24 protein-coding genes are annotated in these 24,467 nt (G+C 63.0%); 19 read left to right on the top strand and 5 right to left on the bottom strand.

Annotated elements, in window-relative coordinates; translation table 11 throughout:
* Window positions 1-25 precede the first annotated feature (25 nt).
* Genes RUH75_RS10800 through RUH75_RS10840 form a run of 9 tightly spaced genes read left to right on the top strand, consistent with a single transcriptional unit; the run spans window position 26 to window position 9,424 of the window.
* The gene (locus tag RUH75_RS10800) at window positions 26-652 is read left to right on the top strand and encodes an NADH-quinone oxidoreductase subunit J (protein WP_313805674.1); all 627 of its coding nucleotides are present in this window, start codon (window positions 26-28) and stop codon (window positions 650-652) included.
* The gene (gene nuoK, locus RUH75_RS10805) at window positions 649-954 is read left to right on the top strand and encodes an NADH-quinone oxidoreductase subunit NuoK (RefSeq protein ID WP_046764479.1); all 306 of its coding nucleotides are present in this window, start codon (window positions 649-651) and stop codon (window positions 952-954) included. Before RUH75_RS10800 ends, nuoK begins: the two co-directional genes overlap by 4 nt.
* An 8-nt stretch (window positions 955-962) precedes the next feature.
* Complete coding sequence (nuoL, locus tag RUH75_RS10810; protein ID WP_313805677.1) at window positions 963-3,008, top strand: NADH-quinone oxidoreductase subunit L; 2,046 nt, start codon at window positions 963-965, stop codon at window positions 3,006-3,008.
* Window positions 3,008-4,579, top strand: coding sequence for an NADH-quinone oxidoreductase subunit M (locus RUH75_RS10815; RefSeq protein ID WP_313805679.1), 1,572 nt, complete (start codon window positions 3,008-3,010; stop codon window positions 4,577-4,579). Before nuoL ends, RUH75_RS10815 begins: the two co-directional genes overlap by 1 nt.
* Entirely contained in the window at window positions 4,579-6,015 is a 1,437-nt protein-coding gene (gene nuoN, locus RUH75_RS10820; protein ID WP_313805681.1) for an NADH-quinone oxidoreductase subunit NuoN, read from the top strand. Before RUH75_RS10815 ends, nuoN begins: the two co-directional genes overlap by 1 nt.
* A complete protein-coding gene (locus RUH75_RS10825) occupies window positions 6,012-6,719 on the top strand; it encodes a biotin--[acetyl-CoA-carboxylase] ligase (protein WP_313805748.1) in 708 nt (235 codons plus the stop codon). The genes nuoN and RUH75_RS10825 overlap by 4 nt, the downstream gene beginning before the upstream one ends.
* Before the next feature lie 16 nt (window positions 6,720-6,735).
* Window positions 6,736-7,518 (top strand): type III pantothenate kinase, encoded by a 783-nt coding sequence (locus tag RUH75_RS10830; protein WP_313805683.1) that lies wholly within the window; start codon window positions 6,736-6,738, stop codon window positions 7,516-7,518.
* The gene (locus RUH75_RS10835) at window positions 7,515-9,152 is read left to right on the top strand and encodes a ribonuclease J (protein WP_313805685.1); all 1,638 of its coding nucleotides are present in this window, start codon (window positions 7,515-7,517) and stop codon (window positions 9,150-9,152) included. Before RUH75_RS10830 ends, RUH75_RS10835 begins: the two co-directional genes overlap by 4 nt.
* Before the next feature lie 11 nt (window positions 9,153-9,163).
* Window positions 9,164-9,424 carry a DUF1467 family protein gene (locus RUH75_RS10840; RefSeq protein WP_313805687.1) on the top strand — a complete coding sequence of 87 codons (261 nt, stop codon included), beginning with the start codon at window positions 9,164-9,166 and terminating at the stop codon, window positions 9,422-9,424.
* A gap of 55 nt (window positions 9,425-9,479) precedes the next feature.
* Here the strand turns inward: RUH75_RS10840 and RUH75_RS10845 are convergent, their stop codons facing one another.
* Complete coding sequence (locus RUH75_RS10845) at window positions 9,480-10,160, bottom strand: GNAT family N-acetyltransferase (RefSeq protein ID WP_313805689.1); 681 nt, start codon at window positions 10,158-10,160, stop codon at window positions 9,480-9,482.
* A gap of 190 nt (window positions 10,161-10,350) precedes the next feature.
* On the opposite strand from RUH75_RS10845, the gene RUH75_RS10850 reads away from it, so the two are divergent.
* On the top strand, window positions 10,351-12,318 hold the full coding sequence (locus RUH75_RS10850; RefSeq protein ID WP_313805691.1) for a putative bifunctional diguanylate cyclase/phosphodiesterase: 1,968 nt from the start codon (window positions 10,351-10,353) through the stop codon (window positions 12,316-12,318).
* A 21-nt stretch (window positions 12,319-12,339) separates the two neighbouring features.
* Here the strand turns inward: RUH75_RS10850 and RUH75_RS10855 are convergent, their stop codons facing one another.
* Window positions 12,340-13,260, bottom strand: coding sequence for a crotonase/enoyl-CoA hydratase family protein (locus RUH75_RS10855; RefSeq protein WP_409592346.1), 921 nt, complete (start codon window positions 13,258-13,260; stop codon window positions 12,340-12,342).
* Window positions 13,261-13,536: 276 nt separating this feature from the next.
* Here RUH75_RS10855 and RUH75_RS10860 point away from each other — a divergent pair, with 276 nt between their 5' ends.
* Both RUH75_RS10860 and tgt read left to right on the top strand, forming a co-directional pair.
* Window positions 13,537-13,716, top strand: a complete 180-nt coding sequence (locus RUH75_RS10860; RefSeq protein WP_313805695.1) for a hypothetical protein — start codon at window positions 13,537-13,539, stop codon at window positions 13,714-13,716.
* A 53-nt stretch (window positions 13,717-13,769) separates the two neighbouring features.
* Window positions 13,770-14,900 carry a tRNA guanosine(34) transglycosylase Tgt gene (tgt, locus tag RUH75_RS10865; protein WP_313805697.1) on the top strand — a complete coding sequence of 377 codons (1,131 nt, stop codon included), beginning with the start codon at window positions 13,770-13,772 and terminating at the stop codon, window positions 14,898-14,900.
* A gap of 48 nt (window positions 14,901-14,948) precedes the next feature.
* Here tgt and RUH75_RS10870 read toward each other — a convergent pair whose 3' ends face one another.
* The 3 genes from RUH75_RS10870 to RUH75_RS10880 form a co-directional block, all read right to left on the bottom strand.
* Complete coding sequence (locus tag RUH75_RS10870; protein WP_313805750.1) at window positions 14,949-16,457, bottom strand: sensor histidine kinase; 1,509 nt, start codon at window positions 16,455-16,457, stop codon at window positions 14,949-14,951.
* Window positions 16,458-16,703: 246 nt separating this feature from the next.
* A complete protein-coding gene (locus RUH75_RS10875; RefSeq protein WP_313805699.1) occupies window positions 16,704-16,958 on the bottom strand; it encodes a NepR family anti-sigma factor in 255 nt (84 codons plus the stop codon).
* Window positions 16,959-16,994: 36 nt separating this feature from the next.
* Window positions 16,995-17,165, bottom strand: a complete 171-nt coding sequence (locus RUH75_RS10880) for a hypothetical protein (protein ID WP_313805701.1) — start codon at window positions 17,163-17,165, stop codon at window positions 16,995-16,997.
* A gap of 99 nt (window positions 17,166-17,264) precedes the next feature.
* Between RUH75_RS10880 and RUH75_RS10885 the strand changes: the two genes are divergently transcribed.
* From RUH75_RS10885 to prsR, 7 genes are all read left to right on the top strand, one after another.
* Window positions 17,265-18,059, top strand: coding sequence for a response regulator (locus RUH75_RS10885; RefSeq protein ID WP_313805703.1), 795 nt, complete (start codon window positions 17,265-17,267; stop codon window positions 18,057-18,059).
* Between the two features lie 149 nt (window positions 18,060-18,208).
* A complete protein-coding gene (locus RUH75_RS10890; RefSeq protein WP_313805705.1) occupies window positions 18,209-18,343 on the top strand; it encodes a hypothetical protein in 135 nt (44 codons plus the stop codon).
* A gap of 115 nt (window positions 18,344-18,458) precedes the next feature.
* Window positions 18,459-19,115, top strand: coding sequence for a sigma-70 family RNA polymerase sigma factor (locus RUH75_RS10895; RefSeq protein WP_313805707.1), 657 nt, complete (start codon window positions 18,459-18,461; stop codon window positions 19,113-19,115).
* A 48-nt stretch (window positions 19,116-19,163) separates the two neighbouring features.
* A complete protein-coding gene (locus RUH75_RS10900; RefSeq protein WP_313805709.1) occupies window positions 19,164-19,436 on the top strand; it encodes a hypothetical protein in 273 nt (90 codons plus the stop codon).
* A 149-nt stretch (window positions 19,437-19,585) separates the two neighbouring features.
* Entirely contained in the window at window positions 19,586-20,974 is a 1,389-nt protein-coding gene (locus RUH75_RS10905) for a TIGR03013 family XrtA/PEP-CTERM system glycosyltransferase (RefSeq protein WP_313805711.1), read from the top strand.
* A gap of 10 nt (window positions 20,975-20,984) precedes the next feature.
* Entirely contained in the window at window positions 20,985-23,054 is a 2,070-nt protein-coding gene (prsK, locus tag RUH75_RS10910; protein WP_313805713.1) for an XrtA/PEP-CTERM system histidine kinase PrsK, read from the top strand.
* Window positions 23,054-24,418, top strand: coding sequence for a PEP-CTERM-box response regulator transcription factor (prsR, locus tag RUH75_RS10915; RefSeq protein WP_313805715.1), 1,365 nt, complete (start codon window positions 23,054-23,056; stop codon window positions 24,416-24,418). The genes prsK and prsR overlap by 1 nt, the downstream gene beginning before the upstream one ends.
* The last annotated feature ends 49 nt before the right edge of the window (window positions 24,419-24,467 follow it).

Consider the following 24,467-nt stretch of genomic DNA (forward strand, 5'->3'; position numbering starts at 1 on the left):
GCGCGTCAAAGGGGAATATGATCCTGTGATTCACGTAATCGCCTTTTACCTGTTTGCCACGATCGTGGTGTGCAGCGGCGCGCTGACGATCCTGTCGCGCAATCCGGTTCATTCGGTGCTGTGGCTGATCCTCGCCTTCTTCAACGCGGCGGGCCTGATGGTCCTGCTGGGCGCCGAATTCATCGCGATGCTTCTGGTCATCGTCTATGTGGGGGCGGTCGCTGTGCTGTTCCTGTTCGTCGTCATGATGCTCGACATCGATTTTGCCGAACTGCGCGCTGGTTTCGTCGATTATCTGCCCTTCGGCATGCTGATCGCGCTGGTGCTGCTGGCCGAGATCGTGCTGGGCATCGGCTTGTGGAGCGCCGGTCCGATCGAGCTGGCGCAGCGCGCCGCGCCCGCCAATCCGGAGATTTCCAACATCCAGGCGATCGGCGGGCTGCTTTATACCCGTTACATCTTCCTGTTCGAAGCGGCGGGCATCATCCTGCTGGTCGCGATGATCGGCGCCATCGTGCTGACCCATCGTGCCCGCGGTGGCGTGCGCGGCCAGAATGTCGCCCGTCAGAACCGCCGCCGTCCGCAGGATGCCGTGCGTAATATCAATCAGCCCGTCGGCCAAGGTGTGGATTTAGGGGGGGTGGAGCTGTGATCGGCCTTCAGCACTATATGGTGGTCAGCGCGATCCTGTTCGTGATGGGGGTGCTGGGCATCTTCATCAATCGCAAGAATGTCATCATCATCCTGATGGCGATCGAGCTGATCCTGCTTAGCGTGAACATCAACCTTGTCGCCTTCAGCGCCTATCTGGGCGATCTGGTGGGGCAGGTGTTTTCGATGTTCGTGCTGACCGTCGCGGCGGGTGAGGCGGCCATTGGCCTTGCCATCCTCGTCATTTACTTCCGTGGTCGCGGCACCATCGCCGTCGACGATGTCAACCGGATGAAGGGCTAAGCTTCGTCATGATTCAGCTTATCGTCCTTCTCCCGCTGCTGGCTGCTGCCATCGCCGGTCTTGGCAACAAGGCCCTTGGCAAGCTGCCCGCGAAGATCGTCACCACCGGCGCGCTCTTTGCCTCCTGCGCCATGAGCTGGCCGATCTTCCTGTCCTTCGTGACCGGCCATGCCGAACCCTATGTCGCTCCGGCCTTCACCTGGATTCAGTCGGGCAGCTTCGACGCCCAATGGGCGCTGCGCGTCGACACCATGACGGCGGTCATGCTGGTGGTCATCACCAGCGTGTCGAGCCTCGTCCACCTCTACAGCTGGGGCTATATGGAGGAGGAGCCGGATCAGCCGCGCTTCTTCGCCTATCTGTCGCTGTTCACCTTCGCCATGCTGATGCTGGTCACCGCGAACAACCTGCTTCAGATGTTCTTCGGCTGGGAAGGCGTCGGTCTGGCGTCCTATCTGCTGATCGGCTTCTGGTTCCGTAAGCCCTCGGCCAATGCGGCCGCGATCAAGGCGTTCGTCGTTAATCGCGTCGGCGACCTTGGCTTCATGATGGGCATTTTCGGCACCTATCTGGTGTTCAACACCATTTCGATCCCGGAAATTCTCGCCGCCGCGCCTTCGATGGCCGGTTCGACCATCGGCTTCCTCGGCCATCGTTTCGACACCATGACCGTACTCTGCATGCTGCTGTTCATCGGCGCGATGGGTAAGTCGGCGCAGCTTGGCCTTCACACCTGGCTGCCGGACGCGATGGAAGGTCCGACTCCGGTGTCGGCGCTGATCCACGCAGCGACGATGGTGACTGCGGGCGTGTTCATGGTGTGCCGCCTGTCGCCGATGTTCGAAACCTCGCCAACGGCGCTGGGCTTCGTGACCTTCATCGGCGCGGCCACCTGTCTGTTCGCGGCGACCGTGGGCACGGTGCAGAACGACATCAAGCGGGTCATCGCCTATTCGACCTGTTCGCAGCTGGGATATATGTTCTTCGCGGCGGGCGTCGGCGCCTATGGCGCGGCGATGTTCCACCTCTTCACCCACGCCTTTTTCAAGGCGCTGCTGTTCCTCGGCGCCGGCTCGGTCATCCATGCGATGCACCATGAGCAGGACATGCGTTACTATGGCGCGCTGCGGAAGGAGATTCCGATCACTTTCTGGACGATGACGCTGGGCACGCTGGCGATCACCGGTGTCGGCTTGCCCATCGTCGGCGTTGGTTTCGCGGGCTTTTATTCGAAGGACGGCATTCTCGAAGCGGCCTATGCTTCGGGCGGTGCGGGCGTCGGCGCCTATCTGGTCGGCGTGTTCGCGGCGTTGCTCACCAGCTTCTATTCGTGGCGTCTGGTGTTCCTGACCTTCTTCGGAAAAGCCCGCTGGGCGGCTTCGGAGCACATCCAGCACGCGGTGCACGGCCATCATGAATCGCCGGAAGAAGAAACCGAGCATGACGGTCATGGTCATCATGACGCGCACGGTCATGAGTTGACGGGCACGGCGGGTTATCATCCGCATGAAAGCCCCTGGGTCATGCTGGTGCCGCTGGTGATGCTGAGCCTTGGCGCGGTGTTCGCCGGCTTTGCCTTCCACGACCAGTTCATAGGGCCGGAAGGCGGCGTCGAGTTCTGGAAGGGCGCGCTCGCGTTCGACAGCCACCTGATGCATGCGAGCCATGAAGTGCCGACCTGGGTCAAGTTCGGTCCCTTCGCGGTGATGCTGACCGGCCTCGTGATCGCCTGGCTGAGTTACATCAGGAACACCGACTGGCCGCGGCGTTTCGTCGCCACCTTCGGGGCTCTCTACCAGTTCCTGCTCAACAAATGGTATTTCGACGAGCTGTATCACTTCCTCTTCGTCAAGCCTGCCTTCGTCATCGGCCGCTTCTTGTGGAAGTCCGGTGACGTCGGCTTCATCGACCGCTTCGGGCCCAATGGGCTGGCGGCGCTGGTCGTGCAGGGCAACAAAGTCACCCGTCGGCTTCAGTCCGGCTACCTCTACACTTACGCGCTGGTGATGCTGATTGGCCTCGCCGCGGCCGCAACCTGGGCGATGACACGATAATGGACGGCTTCCCCATCCTTTCCCTGATGATGGCAGTGCCGATGGCGGGGGCCATCGCCTGTCTCTATGCAGGTGCCAGTCAGGCGCGCCTGATCGCACTGGTGGCGACGCTGGTCGATCTGGTGCTGGGCGTCGTGCTCTGGGCCCATTTCGACCAGTCGGGCACCGCAGCCCAATGGCAGTTCCAGGAATATGCGCCGATTTTCGGCCGTTTCGCCTGGGCGCTGGGGATTGACGGCATCGCGCTGGTGCTAATCATGCTGACGGTGTTCCTGATGCCGATCTGCATCGGGGCGAGCTGGCTCGCGATCGAGAAGCGCGTCGGCGAATATATGGCGGCGTTCCTGTTCATGGAGGTGCTGATGATCGGCGTCTTCACGGCGCAGGATCTCTACCTCTTCTACATCATGTTCGAAGCCGGCCTGATCCCGATGTATCTGATCATCGGCATCTGGGGTGGCGCGGATCGCATCTACGCTTCGTACAAATTCTTCCTCTACACGCTGCTCGGCTCGGTCCTGATGCTGATCGCGATGATGTGGATGGTGCATGAAGCTGGCACGACCGACATCCCGACGTTGATGGCGTATAATTTCGATCCGCATATCCAGACCTGGCTGTGGCTGGCCTTTTTCGCCAGCTTTGCCGTCAAGATGCCGATGTGGCCGGTCCACACCTGGCTTCCCGACGCGCACGTTCAGGCGCCGACGGCTGGTTCGGTCATTCTGGCGGGCGTGTTGCTGAAGATGGGTGGTTATGGCTTCATCCGCTTCTCGCTGCCGATGTTCCCGGAAGCCTCGGCGCAGTTGGCGCCGTTGGTCTGGGGGTTGTCGATGGTCGCGGTGGTCTATACCAGCCTTGTCGCGCTGGTTCAGTCGGACATGAAGAAGCTAATCGCTTATTCATCGGTCGCGCATATGGCCATCGTCACCGTCGGCCTGTTCGCCTTCAATCAGGCGGGCATTGAGGGGGCGATGATGGTGATGCTGGGTCATGGTCTGGTGTCGGGCGCGCTGTTTCTGTGTGTCGGCGTCATCTATGACCGTTTGCACACCCGCGAGATTGCTCGCTATGGCGGCCTCAGCATCAACATGCCGAAATATGCGGTGCTGTTCATGCTGTTCACAATGGCGTCGGTCGGTCTGCCCGGCACCAGCAACTTCGTCGGAGAATTCCTGTCGCTGATGGGCATTTATCAGGCGTCGAGCTGGGTGGCGCTGGTCTGCACCACGGGCATCATATTGGGTGCGGCTTACATGCTCTATCTCTATCGCCGCATTTGCTATGGCGATCAGAAGAATGCCGATGCGGCCGCCATGCCCGATCTGTCGATCCGGGAAATGTGGCTGCTGGCGCCGATTGCCGCCGCCGTGCTGTGGATGGGCATTTATCCGGAGAGCTTCCTGGCGCCTATGCGGTCCGATATTCGTGCGCTTGAAGCGCGCATCGCCTCTGCCGCTCCGGCGGGAGATTCCAGGATCAAAATGGGTCCGGCCATCCCGGCTGCGGAGGCCCATCATGAAGAAGCACCCGCAATGTCCCATGGTGAAGCGTCGGGGGAGGCGCACTGATGATTGATACCGCTTCCCTTCTGGCCGTCCTGCCGGAGCTGATCCTGACGGCCGGTGGCCTGGCGCTGATGCTGATCGCGGCCTATGGCGGCGATGCGACGACCCGCGCGGTCAACTGGTTGTCGGTGCTGACGCTCGCAGTGGCTGGCGTGGCGCTGTCCTGCTCGCTCGCCCATGGGCCGGTGGCCTTTGACGGGCTGGTGCGGGCCGATGCCTTCTCGGTCTTCGCCAAGGCGCTGATCTATGGCGCGGCCGCGGCGGCGATCCTGCTGGCGCCCCGTTATTTCCTTGCCGGCGGGGCGCTGCGTCCCGAATATCCGATCCTCATCCTCTTCGCCGCCATCGGCATGGGGATGATGGTGTCGGCGGGCGACATGCTGACGCTCTACGTCGGCCTGGAGATGAACAGCCTTGCCTCCTATGTGCTGGCGAGCTTCATGCGGCAGGACGAGCGGTCCTCCGAAGCGGGCCTTAAATATTTCGTCCTGGGGTCGTTGGCGAGCGGCATCCTGCTCTACGGCACCGCGCTGCTTTATGGTTTCACCGGCAGCACGGCGTTTGACGGCATTGCGGTTGCGCTGGGCGACGGCGTGTCGAAGGGCGAGCTGTTCGGCCTGGTGTTCGTGCTGGCGGGCCTTGCGTTCAAGATCAGCGCCGTGCCCTTCCACATGTGGACGCCGGATGTCTATGAAGGCGCGCCGACCCCGGTTACCACCTTCTTCGCCAGCGCGCCTAAGGTCGCGGCCATGGGCCTGACCGTCCGCGTGGCGATCGAGGCGCTGGGTCCGGCGGGGCTGGACTGGCAACAGATCGTGATCTTCGTGGCGCTGGCTTCGATCCTCTTCGGTGCGGTGGCGGCGATCGGGCAGACGAACATCAAGCGCCTGATGGCCTATTCATCGATCAACAATGTCGGCTTCGCGCTGATCGGCCTTGCAGCGGGCACGCCTGCGGGCGCGGCGGCGACGATGAGCTATATGGCGATCTATGTCGTCATGACCATCGGCGGCTTTGCCTGCATCCTTCAGATGCGCGATGCCGATGGCAAGCCGGTCGAGACGATCGCCAGCCTTGCCGGCCTTTCGCGTTCGCGCAAGGGGCTGGCCGCCGCTTTGGCGATCTTCATGTTCTCCATGGCTGGCATCCCGCCGCTCTTCGGTTTCTGGGCGAAGTTCCTGGTGTTCGATGCGGCGGTGGCGGCGGGGCTGACGGCTCTGGCGGCCTTCGGTATCGCGGCTTCGGTGATCGGCGCCTTTTATTATCTCAAGGTCATCAAGACGATGTATTTCGACGAACCGGCGGCGCCCTATGAAGCGCGCGGCGGGGCGGTCGAAAATGTCATCCTGACGGCTTGCGCGGCTGTGATCGTCTTCGGCTACTTCCTCAATCCGCTGCTCGACAAGGCGAGCGCTGCAGCCGCGGCGTCGCTGTTCTGACCGAGCTTCGCTTCGTTGAGGAGACTGGCTCCACCAATGCCGATATGCTGGCGCTGGTGGAGCAAGGCGTTTCCGAGGGTTGCTGGCTGCGCGCAGGGCGCCAGACCGGCGGGCGGGGACGCATGGGGCGCAATTGGGAAAGCCCCGACGGCAATCTCTATTGTTCGACCCTGATCCGCCTGCGCGACGGCGATCCGTTGCCGCATACGCTGGCTCTGGTGGCGGCCAACGCGGTGCATGCGCTTGTGGCGCCGCTGTGCGGGGGGCAGGCACGGATCAAATGGCCCAATGACGTTCTGGTCGATGGCGCGAAGATCGCCGGCATCCTGCTGGAACGTGCGGGCGACGCCATCGTCGCGGGCATAGGCATCAATGTGACGGGCCATCCGGTCGGGCTGGATCGGCCGGTGACGAGCCTCTTCGCGCAGGGGGCATTGGACGCCGACGCGGCATCCTTGCAAGCGCGGCTGGCGGAATTGTTCGCCCATTGGCTGGCGATCTGGCGCGCGCAGGGGCTGGAGCCGGTGCGGACGCACTGGTTGCTCAATGCCCATCCCACCGGCACGCCGATACGGGTGGTGCAGCCCGATGGCGAGACGATCGAAGGGGCGTTCGATACGCTCGACCGGCATGGCATGCTGATCCTGCGCTTGGCGAATGGCGAGAGCCGTGCCATTCATGCCGGCGACATCCTTCTCATCTGACATCCGGGGACGGGCCATGCTTCTCGCGATCGACGCGGGTAACACCAATGTGGTTTTTGCGCTGCTTGACGGGCGGGACATCCGCGCGCGATGGCGGATCGCGACCGATCCCCGGCGCACGGCGGATGAATATGCGGTGTGGCTGAACCAGCTTCTGATGCTGGAGGGCTATAAGATCGCGGATATCGAGGCGGTGATCGTCGCGACCGTCGTGCCGCGCGCGCTGCACAATCTTCAGGTGCTCGCGGAGAAATATTTCAGGACGACCGCGCTCATCGCGGGACAGGCGCCGGTGGAATGGGGCATCGGGCTGGACGTGGACGAGCCGGGATCGGTCGGCGCGGATCGGGTTGTAAACGCGATTGCCGCCCACCATCTTTATGAAGGCGACCTCATCGTCATCGATTTCGGCACGGCGACCACCTTCGACGTGATCGATTATCATGGCGCCTATAAGGGCGGCATCATCGCGCCGGGCATCAACCTGTCGCTGGATGCTCTCGTGGCCGCCGCCGCGAAGCTGCCGAAGATCGCGATCGCGCCGCCGGAGAACCGGTCGGTTATCGGTCGCACCACCGAAGCGCAGATGCATATCGGCGTCTTCTGGGGCTATGTGGCGATGATGGAGGGGCTGGTCGCCCGTATCCGTGCGGAGATTGGCCGTCCTGCCAAGGTGATTTCGACGGGGGGCCTGGCGGTCCTCTTTGATGACAATAGCGATATTTTCGATGCGATCGCGCCCGATCTCACGATCCTGGGCCTCGCATTATTGTATGAACGGAGTTTGAAAACAGAATGACACCCGGTAATGAGTTGATCTTCCTGGCCCTTGGCGGGTCGGGGGAGATCGGCATGAATGTCAATCTCTATGGCTGCCAGGGCAAATGGGTGATGGTCGATCTGGGCCTGACCTTTGCCGATCCCGCCTATCCGGGCGTGGAACTGGTGCTGCCCGACCTTGGCTTTATCGAGGAACACAAGGACGACCTGCTCGGCATCGTCCTGACCCATGGGCATGAGGACCATATCGGCGCCATTCCCTATCTCGCCGCTGATCTGGGCGTGCCGCTCTATGCGACACCCTTCACCGCGGGATTGATTCGGCTGAAGCTGGAGGAGGAAGGGCTGACCCGGGAGGTCGAGCTGAACGTCATCGACAATGAGGGCAGCTTTGCGCTGGGGCCATTCGGTTTCCGCTATGTGCCGCTGGCCCATTCGATCCCCGAGGGCAATGCGGTGCTGATCGACACGCCTTATGGGCGGGTGTTCCATACCGGCGACTGGAAGCTGGATGAGACGCCGTTGCTCGGCCAGCCCTCGACGCCGGAAGAACTGGCGGCGATCGGGGATGAGGGCGTGCTGGCGCTGGTGTGCGACAGCACCAATGTCTTCAATGCCGAAGCGAGCGGCTCCGAGGGCGATGTGCGCGCAGGGCTGATGGAAACCATCAAGGGCGCGAAGGGGCGGGTGCTGGTCACCACCTTCGCGTCCAATGCCGCCCGGTTGCAGACTTTGGGCGAGGTTGCCAATGCCGTGGGGCGCAAGCTTTGCGTGGCTGGGCGATCGCTCGACCGGATCATCGCGACAGCGCGGACAGCGGGTTATCTGAAGGACTTTCCGCCGACCGTCGATTGGGACGATGTGATGGCGCTGCCGCACAATGAGGTGATGATCATCGCCACGGGCGGGCAGGGGGAGGCGCGGGCCGCGCTGTCCCGTATCGCCTTTGACAGTCATCCGATCAAGCTGGATGAGGGCGATCTGGTCGTCTTTTCCTCCAAGCAGATACCCGGCAATGAGATCGCGATCGGCCGTATCCAGAATGCGCTGGCGGCCAAGGGCGTGCTGATGGTGACGGATCGTCAGGCGGAGGTGCATGTCTCCGGCCATCCGGGGCGGCCTGAGCTGGAGGCCATGTATGGTTGGGTGAGGCCGCAGATCCTTTTGCCGGTGCATGGCGAAAGGCGCCATATGGCGGAACAGGCGCGGCTGGGTCTTGCGAGCGGGGTGCCTTCAGCCGTGGTGCAGTCCAATGGCGACGTATTGCGGCTGGCGCCCAATGGACCCGAAATCATCGGCCACGAATCGACCGGGCGGTTGGTGCTGGACGGTGATGTCATCCTGCCGGCGGACGGATCGACCATGAACGAACGGCGCAAGGTTGCGCTGCATGGACAGATCAGCGTCGCGGTCGCGTTGGATGGCAAGGGGCGGGTGATCGGCGCTCCGGCCTTGCGCATGCAGGGCGTGCCGGTCGAGGAGGACAAGGCGGCCTTCCTGGATGAGGCTGCCGAAGAAGCCGTCCGCGCGGTTGCCAAGGGATCGCAGGAAGAAGAAGCCTTGCGCGAGCGGTTGCGGCTGGCGGTGCGGCGCACGGCGACGCGCTGGACGGGCAAGAAGCCGGTGGTGGACGTGCTGCTGATTCGGGCCTAAGTCTGACGCCCATGAACTGGTATGCGATCTTTGCCATTTACGTGCTGTTCTGGGTGATCAGCGCGTTCATCGTGCTACCCTTCGGCATTCGCACGCCCGATGAGACGGGGGAGGCGCTGCTGAAGGGGCAGGCAGACAGCGCGCCCAGCAATTTCCGACCGGGGGTCGTCGCCATCCGGGCAACGATCGTGTCGGCGGTCCTCTTCGGCGTTTATTATGCCAATTATGTCGAAGGCTGGATCACGCTGGAGCGGTGGACGCATATCGGCTGAACGCTTGAATGGAATTGCAATGAACAGGTCATCTGGCGGCCGCGTCTTCCCCTGATCAGGCGGCAGCGATCACCATCATGTGCATCGGCGCCCGTAAGCGGAAGCCGAGCGTCCGGTAAAGCGCGACCGTCGCCTCATGCGCGGCATAGGCATGGAGGAAGGGCGTTTCGCCTCGCTCCAGCATGGTTCTGGCGACCGTCTGCATTAATCGCCTGGCATGGCCGCGTCCGCGATGGTCGGGGTGGGTGCAGACCCCGCTGACTTCGGCGAAGCCGGGCATGCGCATCCGTTCTCCTGCCATGGCGATCAGCCTGCCCTGTTCCCTGATGCCGATGAAACGGCCAAGCCGGTGGGTGAGGGGCAGAAACGGGCCGGGTTTCGTCATCAAGGCGAGGGCGCGCATTTCCGCGGCATCCTCTTCGGTGAGGATGACGGATGCGAAGGATGAGGCATCGCCGGAGATATCCTCTGCCACCATCTGCACCAGCATCGCTTCGCGGATCAGGCGGGTGCCGGGCGGCGGCGTCGGCGGATCGGGTTCGACGATCCATGCCTCGCCCTCCTTCGGCACCAGGGCTGCGAGCGCAGCCTGCGCTGCCGCGCTGTGATCCGCGGCGGCAGCGAAGGGGCCGTAACGCGGGTCGATCCGCATCGCGCGCGAATCCCCCTGGGCCAGTGGCGACCAGCTGCTGTCGAGCGCATTCCAGACCGGGCGGTGCAAGGGATGGGGTGACACGATGCCCGCATTTTCCGCCCGCGACCGGGGAAAGCAAGTCTTTCCTCTCTCCCGTCGGGGACCTGGGCGGAGAATGCGATCGATGCCGTAACAATCCGCTTTTTCCGGGCATCTTTGCTGGACATGATTTACCAAATGGAAATCATGTTTCGGCAAAGGTGGCAATGACGTGCCACGCCCTGACCGAAACTTGATCGCCATCCTGTGCGGGCGCCTGGCGCCGGACACTCAGCAGAGCGCTGAAGTGCAGGCGAATCTCGTCAAATCGCTCTATGCCTCCCCGGCATCGCTGATGATCGGCGCGGTGGCGGGCGGAGCGCTAGGGTTGGTCGTCGCCTGGCACGCGCGGATCGCCGCCATCACCGTCATCTCTGCCCTGATCTGTCTGGTCGGGCTTAGCCGGTCCATCTCCGCCGTCTATTTCCAGCGCCAGCTGGCCCATCAGCATGGCGTGACCCAGCCGATCTGGGGCCTGGCCTATGAACTCGGTGCCTGGTGCTATGCGGCGCTGTTGGGAATTCTGGCTTTCGCGACGCTGCTCATGGCGCACGACCCGGCGTTGCACGTATTGGCGGTGGGCATGGTGGCGTCCTATGCCGGCGGCATTTCCGGCCGCAACGCGGGGCGCATCCATGTGGCGGTGGGGCAGACCTGCTTCTCGCTGCTGCCCACATCGCTTGGCCTGATCCTTGCGGGAGGGCTGGGCTATACGGTGCTGGGCATCCTCTGTTTCCTGATGATCTTCGCCATGGCCGAGATCACGAAGACCACCCACCGCATCGTCGTGGAGGCGTTGCAGGGCACTTATGAAAAGTCCCAGCTCGCCATCAAGTTTGAGCGGCTGGCCCGGTTCGACAGCCTGACCGGCGTGGAAAACCGCATGGCGATGCAGATGCGGCTGCGCGAACTGTTCGATGGGCGACGATCCGATCAGGATCCGATGGCGGTGTTCTGGATGGATCTGGACCGGTTCAAGGAAATCAACGACTCCCTGGGGCATATCATCGGCGACCAGCTGTTGTGCGGGGTCGCTGAAAGGCTGTCCCATGCGCTGGACGGACGAGGCCATGTCGCGCGCTTCGGCGGGGATGAGTTCATCCTGATCTGCCCCGCCGCCGATCGGGAGGCGGCAGAGCAGATCGCCGGGGACGTGATGGCCGAATTCGGGCATGATTTCGATGTCGGCGGTTATCGTCTGGGCGTGACAGCCTCCATGGGCATCGCCGTCGCGCCGGAGGATGGGCAGGACAGCGAGGAACTGCTCCAGCATGCCGACATGGCGCTCTATCAGGCGAAACATGCGGGGCGGAACCGCCATGCGCGCTTCACCTGGTCGATGAAGGAGCGGCAGAACCGTACCTACGACCTGGAAATGGGCCTGCGCAGCGCCATGGCCAATGATGAGCTGATGCTGCATTACCAGCCGATCTTCGATACGGAGACAGGGAAGATCGCGATCTGCGAAGCGCTGATGCGTTGGGATCATCCGACGCTTGGTCGCATTTCGCCGGCGGAGTTCATCCCGATCGCGGAAAGCTGTTCGATGATCGAGCCGATCACGGCCTGGGCACTGGAACGCGCCTGCCAGGACGCGATGGAATGGGATGAGAATGTTCGCGTCGCCGTCAATATCTCGCCCGTGCTGATCAAGAGCGATGGCCTGCCCCGCGCGGTGATCGCGGCGCTGATGCAATCGGGCCTGAAGGCGTGCCGGCTGGAACTGGAAGTGACCGAATCGATCTTCCTGGAGGATAGCGGGCGGACCAACCTGATCCTGTCCGACCTGCAACGCATCGGCCTGCGGCTGGCGCTGGACGATTTCGGGACGGGCTATTCCTCGCTCGGCTATCTGCGTGACTATGCGTTCGATACGATCAAGGTCGATCAGAGCTTCATGCGCGGCGTAGAGGGTAATTCACGCCATCGCGCGATTGCCCAGTCGGTCGCGTATCTGGCCCATGCGCTGGACGTGGAGACGGTGGCGGAAGGCATAGAGACGGAGGATCAGCTGCGTTGCGCGCGTGAAATGGGCTTCACCAATGTCCAGGGTTTCGTGCTGAGCCGGCCGGTGCCGGCAGCCGAGGTGCTGGAGATGATGCGTGGAATGGACCGCGATAGCGGCGCCGTTGCCGTGATGCAGGATCGACGGCGCGCCTGATCCTGTTTGTGAAGGCGGGACCTACTTGTGAAGGCGGGTTTGGGCGGAAGCCAGACGCCGCATCATCCGGACATTCTTTGGATCGAGCTTGAGCGCGGTGGCGGCCCAGTTCTCCACAATGTCCTTGAGTTCCTCATAATCGAGCGGGTCAACCCGCCGGCCCGCTTCGAACACGCCCACATGGCCAGCATGACGGGGCTGGCTGGCTGCGACATAGTCGCGCACTGCCTGCTCGCCCTCGCCATCCTCCACCAGCGTATGGACGATGCCCATGTCGTGCATCTCCTGCGCGGTATAGACTTTGCCCGACAGGATCATGCGTTCGGCCATCAGCCGTCCCAGCCTGCGCGCGAGGATCGAATAGGCGCCCATCCCCGGGAACAGGCCGAAGAGCATCTCCGGCAGGCCGAAGCGGGCACTGCGTTCGGCGATCACCACGTCGAAGCAGAGCAGCGCTTCGAACCCGCCGCCCAGCGCATCGCCCTGCGCCAGCGCGATCGAGATCACCGGCAGGTCGCCATTGCGCCAGGTGCGGTGCACCACGTCGATGCAGGCATGGCCATAATCGACCAGGCCGGGCAGGTCGCCGCGTTCTATGCACCCGGCGAACAGCTCCAGATCGCCGCCCAGGTTGAAAACGCCGGGAAAACGCGATCCCGCCACCATATATTTGACGGGCAGCCGGCCGGCGTCGAACAGCCGCTTGGCTTCCACATACCAGTAACGGACGTCGCGCAGCATGGCAGGGCTGAAGTTGGGCCGATTCGCAGGCGTCATGAATGCCCATAGAGTGGCCGCCGCCGGGTCCCAGCTGACGTCGATCTGGCCCAGATCGAACATCGTCGACTTGCCGATATCCGGGACGGAAGCCATGCTTTCCGTAACGGCAACAAGGGTCGCATCTTCGTCCGGCGCCAGATGGCCCGGGGTCAGGTCGTCCATATGTTCACGCGCGGAACTAAATCGCCCGGAATCAATCATCTGAGCCCCCAAATTGCGACAGGGAGTGAGGAGAACAGTGTTGCGGGGCTTATGCAACTACCCCCGCGCGCATGGCTGCCGAATTAACCATTTTTGTTACGGACTGTTGCGCGCGAGTCGCCCAAAAGCGGGACTTGTCAGAGTTAATGTTGTATTAATGCCACAAAATGGGAGTTTGGAAATCAATGCCAATTTGGCGCAGGCCTTTGTTAACCTTTATTAATTACGACCGGGGGCATGAACACGCCCCGAACCGATACGCAGCTTGTGACGCTGCTGCTGCACGATGCGCAAGGTGAGTCATGGCGGCTCAGCCTGTCTGCGGATTGTCTTTGCTTCATCGGCAATTATCGCCGGGTAGAGGGATTCAATATCGACGCCGTCGTGGCCCTTGACGGGCTGCGAAAGAACGGCTGAACCGCGCTTCGCGGGCCTTGTCGGGCACGGTTTTCCACCCTAGAGCGCGGATCGTGACCAATCCCCGCTTCTCCTTTTCGATCGCCGCGACCGACGGCAAGGCGCGCACCGGCGCGATCCGGATGCGCCGCGGTGAAATCCGCACGCCCGCTTTCATGCCGGTGGGCACTGCCGCCACCGTCAAGGCAATGCGCCCGACAGAGGTGCGCGCGACCGGCGCGGACATCATATTGGGCAATACCTATCATCTGATGCTGCGTCCGGGCGCTGAGCGCATGGCGCGGCTGGGCGGCCTGCATGGCTTCATGCGATGGGAACGGCCGATCCTGACCGACAGCGGCGGCTATCAGGTGATGAGCCTCAGCGCATTGACGAAGATGAGCGAGGAGGGCGTCGCCTTTTCCAGCCATATCGACGGGTCGAAGCATATGCTGACGCCCGAACGGTCGATGGAGATCCAGCGTCTGCTCGACAGCGACATCGTCATGGCTTTTGACGAATGCACCAAAAATGGCTGCACGCGTGACGAGGCGGCCAGGTCCATGGAGCGCTCCATGCGCTGGGCGAAGCGCTCGCGCGATGGCTTCGACGCGGGCGGCGAACATGCCGGGCGGGCCGCGTTGTTCGGCATCCAGCAGGGATCGCTGGATGAAGGGCTGCGGCGGATTTCAGCGGAAAAGCTGATCGAGATCGGCTTTGACGGCTATGCGGTGGGCGGCCTTGCCGTGGGCGAGGGACAGGAGGCGATGTTCGCCACGCTCGATTTCGCGCCCGGCATGCTGCCGGCGGACCGGCCGCGCTACCTGATGGGCGTGGGCAAGCCCGACGACATCGTCGGTGCGGTCGAGCGCGGCATCGACATGTTCGATTGCGTGCTGCCGACGCGCAGCGGGCGTAATGGGCAGGCCTTTACCTGGGCCGGGCCGCTCAACATCCGCAACGCGCGCTTTGCCGAGGATATGGGGCCGCTCGATCCGGGTTGCGGCTGTCCCGTCTGCTCGACCTGGGGCCGCGCCTATCTGCATCATCTGGTGAAGGCGGGCGAGATGCTGGGCGCGATGCTGATGACGCAGCATAACATCCATTTCTACCAGGCGCTGATGCAGGAAATCCGGGACAGCATAGCCGAAAGCCGTTTTGCGAGCTTTGCGGCTGATTTTCGCCGTGATTATCGGCGCGCCTGACGGAACGCAGCCGACTTCCGGAGGCCCTGTCTATGCCGGAAACCCTGTCTATGGGAGCACCGTGATGGCGATCGCATAATCACCGGTTTCCGGGTCATGCTCCAGCGGCGCGCGCAACTGGCGCGACAGTCCGGTGAGGATGCGGCCATAGCGCTCTTCCAGCCGGGCGGTCATGTCCGGCGATCCACGTAGAGCGGGCGAGACGATGTGCAATATGGCCCGGTCGCTCCGGCCGGATTCCGATCGCACCGATATCTGCATGGCGGTGCGCGGGTCGGACAGCATGGCCAGTTCAACCAGTTCCGTCAGCAGAAAGGCGATCGGCACGGCGACATCCTGGCTGATATGCAGATTGTCGCTATCGATCTGGATGCCGAAACGCCGCGCGTCGACCGGGGCGGTGCCGCGCAGGCTGGCCGACAATTCGCTGATCAGCGACCGCACGCCGACGCCGCGATGTTCCTCCAGTTCCGCATAATGGTTGCGGTGCACGACCGAAAGCGCATCGACCCTGCGCTGGATCGTCGCATAAGCCTCGACCGCTTCGGCGTCATGCGCCGATCGGGCATGCAGGTTGATGAGGCTGGCGATGATTTGCAGGTTGTTCTTGACCCGGTGATGGACTTCGCGCGTCAGCTTGCGCTGGGTTTCCAGTCCCTCCGCCATTTCGGCTTCATGCGTCGCGACATCCTCGCTGATCTCGCGGAAGGTGTTGCCCAGCGCGACGATTTCCTGCGCGGGGGTGCGGATGCGGCGCAGCGGTTCCAGAACCTCGCCCGGCTGATAGGCGGCAACCGTGCGGCGCAGCAGGACCAGCGGACGGATGAGTAGACGATTGACGACGAACCAGCCGATGGCCGCCGCCGCGAACCACATGACCAGCGGCAGGAATAGCGACAGCATGCGCGCGACCGTGACGGGCGGATCACGCAACGTCATGGTCAATATGATGTCGGGCGGGTCGAGCCGCGCCGACAGGGTCGTGCTGTGGCCGCCCGAATGGCCGGCGGGGCGGGTGATGAGCAAGTTGGCACGGCCCTGCTGGAGCGTGATCTGCCGGTTTTGCAACGCGCCGGCGGAACTGGTCATCGCCTCCAGATAGGGGCGCGAATAATAGGCGATCGCGGCGATCGCGCCATTGTCGCTTTGGGCGCGGCTGATCAGATAAGCCGAACCCGGCAGCAACTGCGCGGGCGCGCCGGCGAAGCGCATCGAAGGGGACAGGCCCGCCGGCTCAGGCAGGGGAGAGCTACACAGGCGCCGCCCCCCCCGGTCGTAAATATAATAGCGGCCGCCGCCGCGATCATGGGCGGTCAGGAACAGCGACAGCCGGTCGCACATATTCCTGTCCGGACCGGAGGTGGCGAAGCTGTTCGCGGTCAGCATCAGCGCCGTGCGGTCCGATGCGAGGTCAGCCGACAATTTGCGTGCGCTTTGCGTGACGGCGATGCGCAGCAGGGCTTCCTTTTCCAGATCGGTCGTGCGGATGGCCTGAAGGGACGCCACCAACGCGATCAGGCCGAGCGGCAGCAGCGCCAGCGTCAGTATCAGGAACATCTTGACGCCGGTGGAATGGGACGCGGCGTTCAACCTGCGCATGAAGGAGGGTGCGGGCGGCGGATGCATGCCTTCGATCGGCGTCGTTGCGGGGCTTGTGTCCATTTACCTGACGCTGGGCATCGAACGCCGATTTTTCCGGGAGGGCATCGCCTGCCCGTCCGATATGACGCTGCATTTTTTCAGAAGCGCCATATCCCCTCCGCCCGTTGCGGCCTTGCTTCCGCGCGGCCGATCAGGGAGATTTCAGTCCAGCTTGTTGAGAAGGTCAAGCATCTCCGCGGGAATATCTTCGTCCACGGCCCGTTGATACACGGATCGCAGCGCGTTGGCGACCTGGCCGTCATCCTTCGCCACTGTGGTGCGTTTCCTGCGGCCGGCACCGCTTTTCACGCCAGAAGCTGGAGTGCCGGTGCCGACATCTTTCCTGTCCCCTCCCGTCACATCCCGTTCCGTCGTTGAAGCAACCAAAACACGCCCCTCTGCAGCCATCAATATCATGCCAGCCTGCTCTTCTTGCGGCTTTCCTCTATGGCGTCAATTCAGCGCCCGGGAAATCAAAACACAAAATTCCAAGGATTTTTGAAAAAACCGAACGGCAGTGAAACAAATCCGTCGGTTGTTGGTTCCCTTGGCGAAGCATTTTTTGCCCGCCGGCCCACTGGCGGAGAGAAGGGGGAAGGGGCTTGCCACATCGGCATCGTCCATCCATCCTCCCGGTTCGGCGAATGTTTTGATATAGTCGTTTCGAACATGTCCCCACCGGGACATGGCAGGGCGCCCGATGGGCTGGGAGAATTTTCACTGATGTCGCTTGGTCAGCAACTGCACCCCCACCTTCCTTTTCTGCGTCGTTATGCGCGTGCGCTGACCGGCAGTCAGGCGCATGGCGATGCCTATGTCCGCGCCACGCTGGAAGCGATCGTGGCAGCCCCGGAGGAATTCCCGTCCGCTGTCGATCCGCGCCTTGGCCTTTACAAGATCTTTCATGCGATCTGGTCGTCCTCCCATCTGGAGGACGTGCCGGTGCTGACCGGCGCTGACGGGCAGGAGGCGATCGCGCAGGCGCGGCTGGCCCGCCTGACCCCGTTGCCGCGCCAGGCGCTGCTGCTGACCGCGCTGGAGGGCTTCACGGTGGACGATGTCGGCTATCTGATCGGCCTCGACAGCGATGACGTGGAAGCGCTGGTCAAGGAGGCGTTGAGCGAGATCGAGGCGCAGACCCGCGCGAAGGTGCTGATCATCGAGGATGAGCCGATCATCGCCATGGATATCGAAACCATCGTCCGCGATCTGGGTCATGAGGTCACCGCGATCGCCGTCACGCGGGAGGATGCCGTGCGCGAAGCCATGGCGGAGCGGCCGGGGCTGGTGCTGGCCGATATCCAGCTGGCCGATGATTCCAGCGGGATCGATGCGGTGAAGGATATACTTGCCGAATTCTCCGTGCCGGTGATCTTCATCACCGCTTTCCCGGAACGCTTGCTGACTGGGGAACGGCCCGAGCCGACCTTCCTGATCACCAAGCCGTTCCAGCGTTCCACGGTCAAGGCTGCGATTTCCCAGGCGCTGTTCTTCGATGAAGCGACCGCGCCGGCCTGACCTTCGCGCCTGTTTTTCGCCGGATTTCCGGGGCCGTGAACGAGAGGCGGTCAATTCGCAAATGGTTCATGCAACGAAAATTAGGCCAGAAAAGGGGAACTCCGATCTGCGACTCGCGTTATTCATGCGTAACGATCGGGAGAAGCCTCATGGCCGGACAGGAACGGCACATTGCGACCGAGGAAGCCCGGGCAGGCTCGACGCCGCATATCGTGCGTTATGTCCTGGGAGTTTCGCTGACGCTCGCGATTATCGTGATGATCGTGATATTGTGGGGCTATTAAATCTGCTGCGGCAATTGGTCCTTCAGAAGAAAAAGATTAGGATGCGGACGCACATATGGCTTTGACGACTTCGGTTCATGCGGCGAGGACGACAGCCAATGAGGGGGTTGTTTCCATGAGCGAGGGCGTGAGCCAGGATGTGGAGCGCGAAACCCTGTCTGACGCCGATTTCAAGAGCGAACTGGCCGCGGTGATCCCGCATCTGCGCGCATTTGGCCGATCCCTGTCGGGCAATCGGGACGTGGCCGACGATCTGGTGCAGGAAACCCTGCTCAAGGCCTGGGCCGCGCGGTCGCGCTTCCAGGCGGGCACCAATATGCGTGCCTGGACCTTCATCATCCTGCGCAACCATTATCTCTCGCAGATGCGCCGGTCGCGCTTTCGCGGGGATTGGGACGATCTGGCGGCGGATCGCCTGCTTGCCGCGCCTGCCGGTCAGGACAAATATGTCGAATTGTCCGACATGCAGCGAGCCCTGCTGCAATTGCCGCAGCCCCAGCGCGAAGCGCTGATTCTCGTCGGCGCGGGGGGCTTTGCCTATGAGGAGGCGGCGGAGATCTGCGGCGTGGCCGTCGGCACTATCAAGAGCCGGGTCGCGCGCGGCCGGGCAGCGCTGGAGCAGATATTGGAAAATGGCGAACTGCCCTCGCGCCGCAGCCAGGAAACCAGAGATGTGGCGGTGCTGGACGAGATCATGGACGATGTCGATCGGCTGAGCCGGGGCCGCAGCGCCAAGGAAAACAGGGAAGATACCGACTCGGACCTGGAATGATCTGTGCTATTATCTCCGCCTCTGGATGTCAGGATCGGGAGAAGGAGAATGGATGAGGATCGAAGGACCGAATCCTCCATTCCACGCAGGGCTTCGGATGAACCGGATGCCATATCGCGCCGGTCGCGTGGCAGCTTGATCATCTTTGTTCTGGTCGCCATCGCGCTGATCCTGGCGATCGGCTTTTTCTACATCACCAAGGATCGCAACGATCGTCGGGCAGATGCCCCGACGCAGGCGGGCGAGTCCGCTGATAGCGCGGCCTATGTGGTGGGCGACGCTGCCAAAAATGCAGCAGATGCGCTTCGCAATCATGATTGAGGGCGGGGGATGATGTCCCCGCGTGGCTGTTCAGAAATTCTTTGTGATTGTCGTGCACTATGTCGTCAGTGTCGGATTTCCTTACAGTCGCTGTAAGCTGATCCGGCCCTCTGACTTGCCCGCGGGGCGCAGCGGGATACGCGCGACGAATGATAAGATTGTTCAAACATTATATTCCGCACGCCGTGCTGCTGCTGGGCGTGCTGGACTTCATGCTGCTGCTGGGCGCGGCCGAGGGTGGGTGGATATTGCGCGCTCATCAGATCGGCATGGATGTCGCCCATGTCTCCACCCGAACCGGGCCGCTGTTGAGCTTTGGCATCGCGATCCAGACTGCGATGATCGCCGTGGGCGTTTATGGCACGGAGGCGCTGCAATCGATCCGCTATGCGCTCGCCCGCCTGCTGGTGGCGATCTCGCTGGGCGTGCTGTTCCTGTCGGTCATGCATTTCGCGCTGCCGTATATCACGCTTTGGCGGTCCAATTCGCTCTACGCCATGGGGCTGGCGATCGCGCTGCTGCTGGCCATCCGCATCCTGCTGGGGTCGATGCTGGGCGGGGAGGCCTTCAAGCGGCGGCTGGTGGTGCTGGGGGCAGGCAATCGCGCGAACCGCATCCGGGAGATCGAGCAGCGCAAGGGATCGGGCTTCCTCGTCGTGGGCTATATCGCGATGAACGACGGCACGCAGATGATCCCCGAAGCGATCAACCGCGGCGCCATCTACAATCTGGCCGATTTCGTGGTGCGGCTGGGCGCGAGCGAGGTGGTGCTGGCGCTGGAGGAGCGGCGCAATGCCCTGCCGCTGGCGGACCTGCTGCGCATCAAGACCACGGGCGTTCATGTGAACGAGATATCCACTTTCCTGGAGCGCGAGACGGGCCGGGTCGACCTGGACAGCGTCAACCCGAGCTGGCTGATCTTCTCCGACGGCTTTTCCGCCGGCCGCCGCATTTCCAGCATCGCCAAGCGGCTGTTCGACCTCATCGCCAGTTCGATCCTGCTGCTCCTGACAGGTCCGGTCATCCTGCTTGCGGCGATATTGGTGAAGCTCGACAGCAAGGGTCCCGCTTTTTACCGCCAGCAGCGCGTTGGCCTGTTCGGCGAGGAATTCTGGATCGTGAAGCTGCGCACCATGCGGCAGGATGCCGAAGTCGCGGGCCAGGCGATCTGGGCAGAGCGGGACGATCCGCGCATCACCCGGCTTGGGCTTTGGCTGCGCAAGCTGCGCATCGATGAATTGCCGCAGACCTGGACGGTGCTGAAAGGGGAGATGAGCTTCGTCGGCCCGCGCCCGGAACGCCGCCAGTTCGTCGAGGATCTGGAGCAGCATCTGCGCTATTATGCCGAGCGGCATATGGTAAAGCCCGGCATCACCGGCTGGGCGCAGATCAACTATCCCTATGGCGCGTCGATCGAGGACGCCCGGCACAAGCTGGAATATGACCTTTATTACGCCAAGAATTACACGCCCTTCCTTGATCTGCTGATCCTGATCCAGACGCTGCGGGTCGTCCTCTGGCCGGAAGGGGCTCGGTGAAGGAGGGGCGATGAGCATGCTGCTGCAATTCATCGGAGACTGGGGCCATGCGCTGGCCGCCGTGCTGTTCGCGGCGCTGGGCATCTTCATCCTGCGTCGCCGGGACGAGGCGGCCGAACAGCGCCTGCTGGCGGCCGCATTGTTGCTGACTTCCTGCTGGTCGCTTTATGTTTCCTTCGGCGGGGTGGACAAGCCGCTGACCGGCATTGGCGAGAATATCCGCAACGCGGCCTGGCTGCTGCTGCTGTTCGCGATGCTGCGGCGAGGCGGAGTGGCGCGCGGCGGGTCGCTGATAGCCATCGGCTCGGTCTATGCGGCGGTGGCGGGGCTGATTCTGCTCCAGACCTTCACCGATCTCATCTGGCGGCAATTGCCGAGCGGCAGCGAACTGCATCGTGCGCTCATCCACGTCTCGCTGGTGCTGCACATGATGACTGCGATCGGCAGCCTGATGCTGGTCCACCATCTCTACATCAGTTGGCCGACGCGAGAGCGGGGGCGGGTTGCCTTGTTGCTCGGCGCGCTGGCGGCGATGTGGACCTATGACCTCAATCTTTACGCCATCGGCACTTTTGCGATGCATCGCGCGAACGAGCTTTATGCGTTGCGCGGGCCGATGATGGCGTTGCTGGCGCCGGTCATTGCGATAGGGATGCGCAACGACATGGCGGGCCGGCTGCAACTGTCGCGCGCGCTGACGCTGCAATCGCTCTCGCTGGCGGCGGTGGCGCTCTATGTCGTCGTGCTGGCGGCGGCGGCGGTGCTGGTGGAACTGGTGGCCGGCCCTTATGCGCGGGTCGTCGAAATCGGCTGTGTTTTCTTCATGGCGGTGAGCGCGCTGGTGCTGCTGCCCTCCCGCCGGATGCGCGCCTTCTGGAAAGTGCAGGTCGCCAAGCATTTCTTCCAGCACCGCTATGATTACCGCACCGAATGGATGCGCTTTGGCGATACGATCGGGCGGGCGGGCGATAATGGCCTGCCGCTGGGCGAACGCGTGGCGAAGGCGGTGGCTGACATCACTGACTCCCCGGCCGCATTGCTGATGCTGCGGGCCGAGGATGGCGCGCTGTCCTTCGAGACGCATTGGAACTGGGCCGGCGATCTGCCGGACGGTGCGGTCGTGCCGGCTCCGCTTGCCGCGCTGATCGAACAGAGCGGCTGGATCATCGATATTGATCGTCCGCCGACCGGCGCGGGAGAGGTCAGCGCCCCCGGCTGGATGAGCCTTGACCGCCGGGCCTGGGCGCTGGTGCCGCTGATCCATTTCGGGCGGTTGATCGGCGCGATCCTGCTGGCCCGCCCGCCGATCGACCGGCGGCTCGACTGGGAGGATTTCGACATGCTGCGCGCCGCCGGACGGCAGGCGGCCAGCTATTTGAGCGAGGCGCAGGGGCAGCAGGCGCTGGATGACGCGCAGCGCTTCGAGGAGTTCAACCGCCGCTTTGCCTTCATCATCCATGACGTCAAGAATCTGGTGAGCCAGCTTTCTCTGCTCGCTCGCAATGCTGAGCGGCATGCCGACAATCCCGATTTTCGCGCCGACATGGTGCTGACCCTCAAGGAATCGGTGGGCAAGATGAACGACATGCTCGCCCGCCTGTCGCAGCATAACAAGGGGCGGGCGGAGGAGCCGCGTCCCCTGGCGTTGCGCGACGTGTTGCAGCAGGTCGCGCGTACCCGTGCGCGCCAGCATGAGATACGCCTCACCGGCGACGCGCCGCTGGTGCTGGCCGATCCGGCGCGGGTCGAGCAAATCGTGATCCACCTGCTTCAGAACGCGATCGACGCCAGTGCGTCCGACAGCCCGGTGGAACTGGGGCTGTCTGCCGACGGTCACGGCGTGCTGCTGGAGGTGATCGACCATGGCCGGGGCATGACCGCGGAGTTTATCCGCCGCGAGCTGTTCAAGCCCTTTTCGTCCAGCAAGGCGGGCGGCTTCGGCATTGGCGCGTTCGAGGCGCGGGCGCTGGCGCAAGCCATGGGCGGTCGGATCGATGTGGAAAGCAAGCCGGGAGCAGGGAGCCGTTTCACGCTGCGCCTGCCGCTGGCGCCGGGGGATTTCAAGGGGAAGGCCGCCTGATGAGCGACACGCGACCGAAATTGCTGATCGTGGAGGATGATCCGGGGTTACAGCGGCAATTGCGCTGGGCCTATGAGGAATATCAGCTCTTCATCGCCGGCGACCGCGAGGAGGCGATTGAAATGCTGCGCGAGCAGGCGCCTGATGTGGTGACGCTGGACCTGGGCCTGCCGCCCGATCCAGACGGGACCAGCGAGGGTTTTGCGACGCTGGCGGAAATCCTGCGCATCAAGCCGGATACCAAGGTCATCGTCGCCTCCGGCCATGGCGCGCGGGAAAGCGCGCTGAATGCCATTTCGGGTGGCGCCTATGATTTCTACCAGAAGCCGGTCGACATCGACGAACTGGGCCTGATCGTTCGTCGCGCCTTTCATGTCCATGCGCTGGAAAAGGAAAATGCGCGGCTTGCCGAAACCGCGCCGGAAGGCGGGCGGGTGTTGGGGCGGCTGATCACCGCGGCGCCGGAAATGATGAAGGTCGCCCGCACCATCGAGCGCGTGGCGGGGGCGGACGTTTCCGTGCTGCTGCTGGGGGCGAGCGGCACAGGCAAGGAATTGCTGGCGCAGGGCCTGCATGATGCCAGTCCAAGGCGCGACGGCGCCTTCGTCGCGATCAATTGCGCGGCGATCCCGGAAACCCTGCTGGAAGCGGAATTGTTCGGGCATGAGAAGGGCGCCTTTACGGGAGCCATCAAGACCACGCCCGGCAAGATCGAACTGGCGCAGGGCGGCACGCTGTTCCTCGACGAAGTGGGTGATATTCCGCTGGCATTGCAGGTGAAACTGCTGCGCTTCCTGCAAGAGCGGATGATCGAGCGGATCGGCGGGCGTCAGCCCATATCGGTGGACACGCGGATCGTTTGTGCAACGCATCAGAATCTGGAGGAGATGATCGCGGCGGGCACGTTCCGCGAGGATCTCTATTATCGGCTGGCGGAGATCGTCGTGCGCATACCGGCGCTCAGGGAGCGGCCTGGCGATCCGGCGCTGCTCGCGCGGCATTTCCTCAATCGCTTTGCCAAGGACATGAATCCGCTGGTCAAGGGTCTGGCGCCCGATGCGCTTGCGGCGCTGGATGGCTGGGGCTGGCCGGGCAATGTGCGCGAGCTGGAAAACCGGATGAAGCGCGCGGTCATCATGGCTGATGGAAAGCATGTCACGGCCGCCGATCTGGATCTTGACGGCGAGCATTCGGGCGGAGGCGATGTCGTGAACCTCAAGGCGGCGCGGGAAATGGCCGATCGTCGCGCGATCCGCCGTGCCATTGCACGCACGGACGGCAATATTTCAGGCGCGGCGAAGATGTTGGGGATCAGCCGGCCGACGCTTTATGATCTATTGAAGCAATATCAGATGCAGAATTGAGGGGCTGACGTGCCGATTCAATATTCACATCATCCCCGCGAAGGCAGGA

The organism is Sphingobium sp. (assembly GCF_032153725.1).
In the GTDB taxonomy this organism is placed as follows: Bacteria; Pseudomonadota; Alphaproteobacteria; order Sphingomonadales; family Sphingomonadaceae; genus Sphingobium.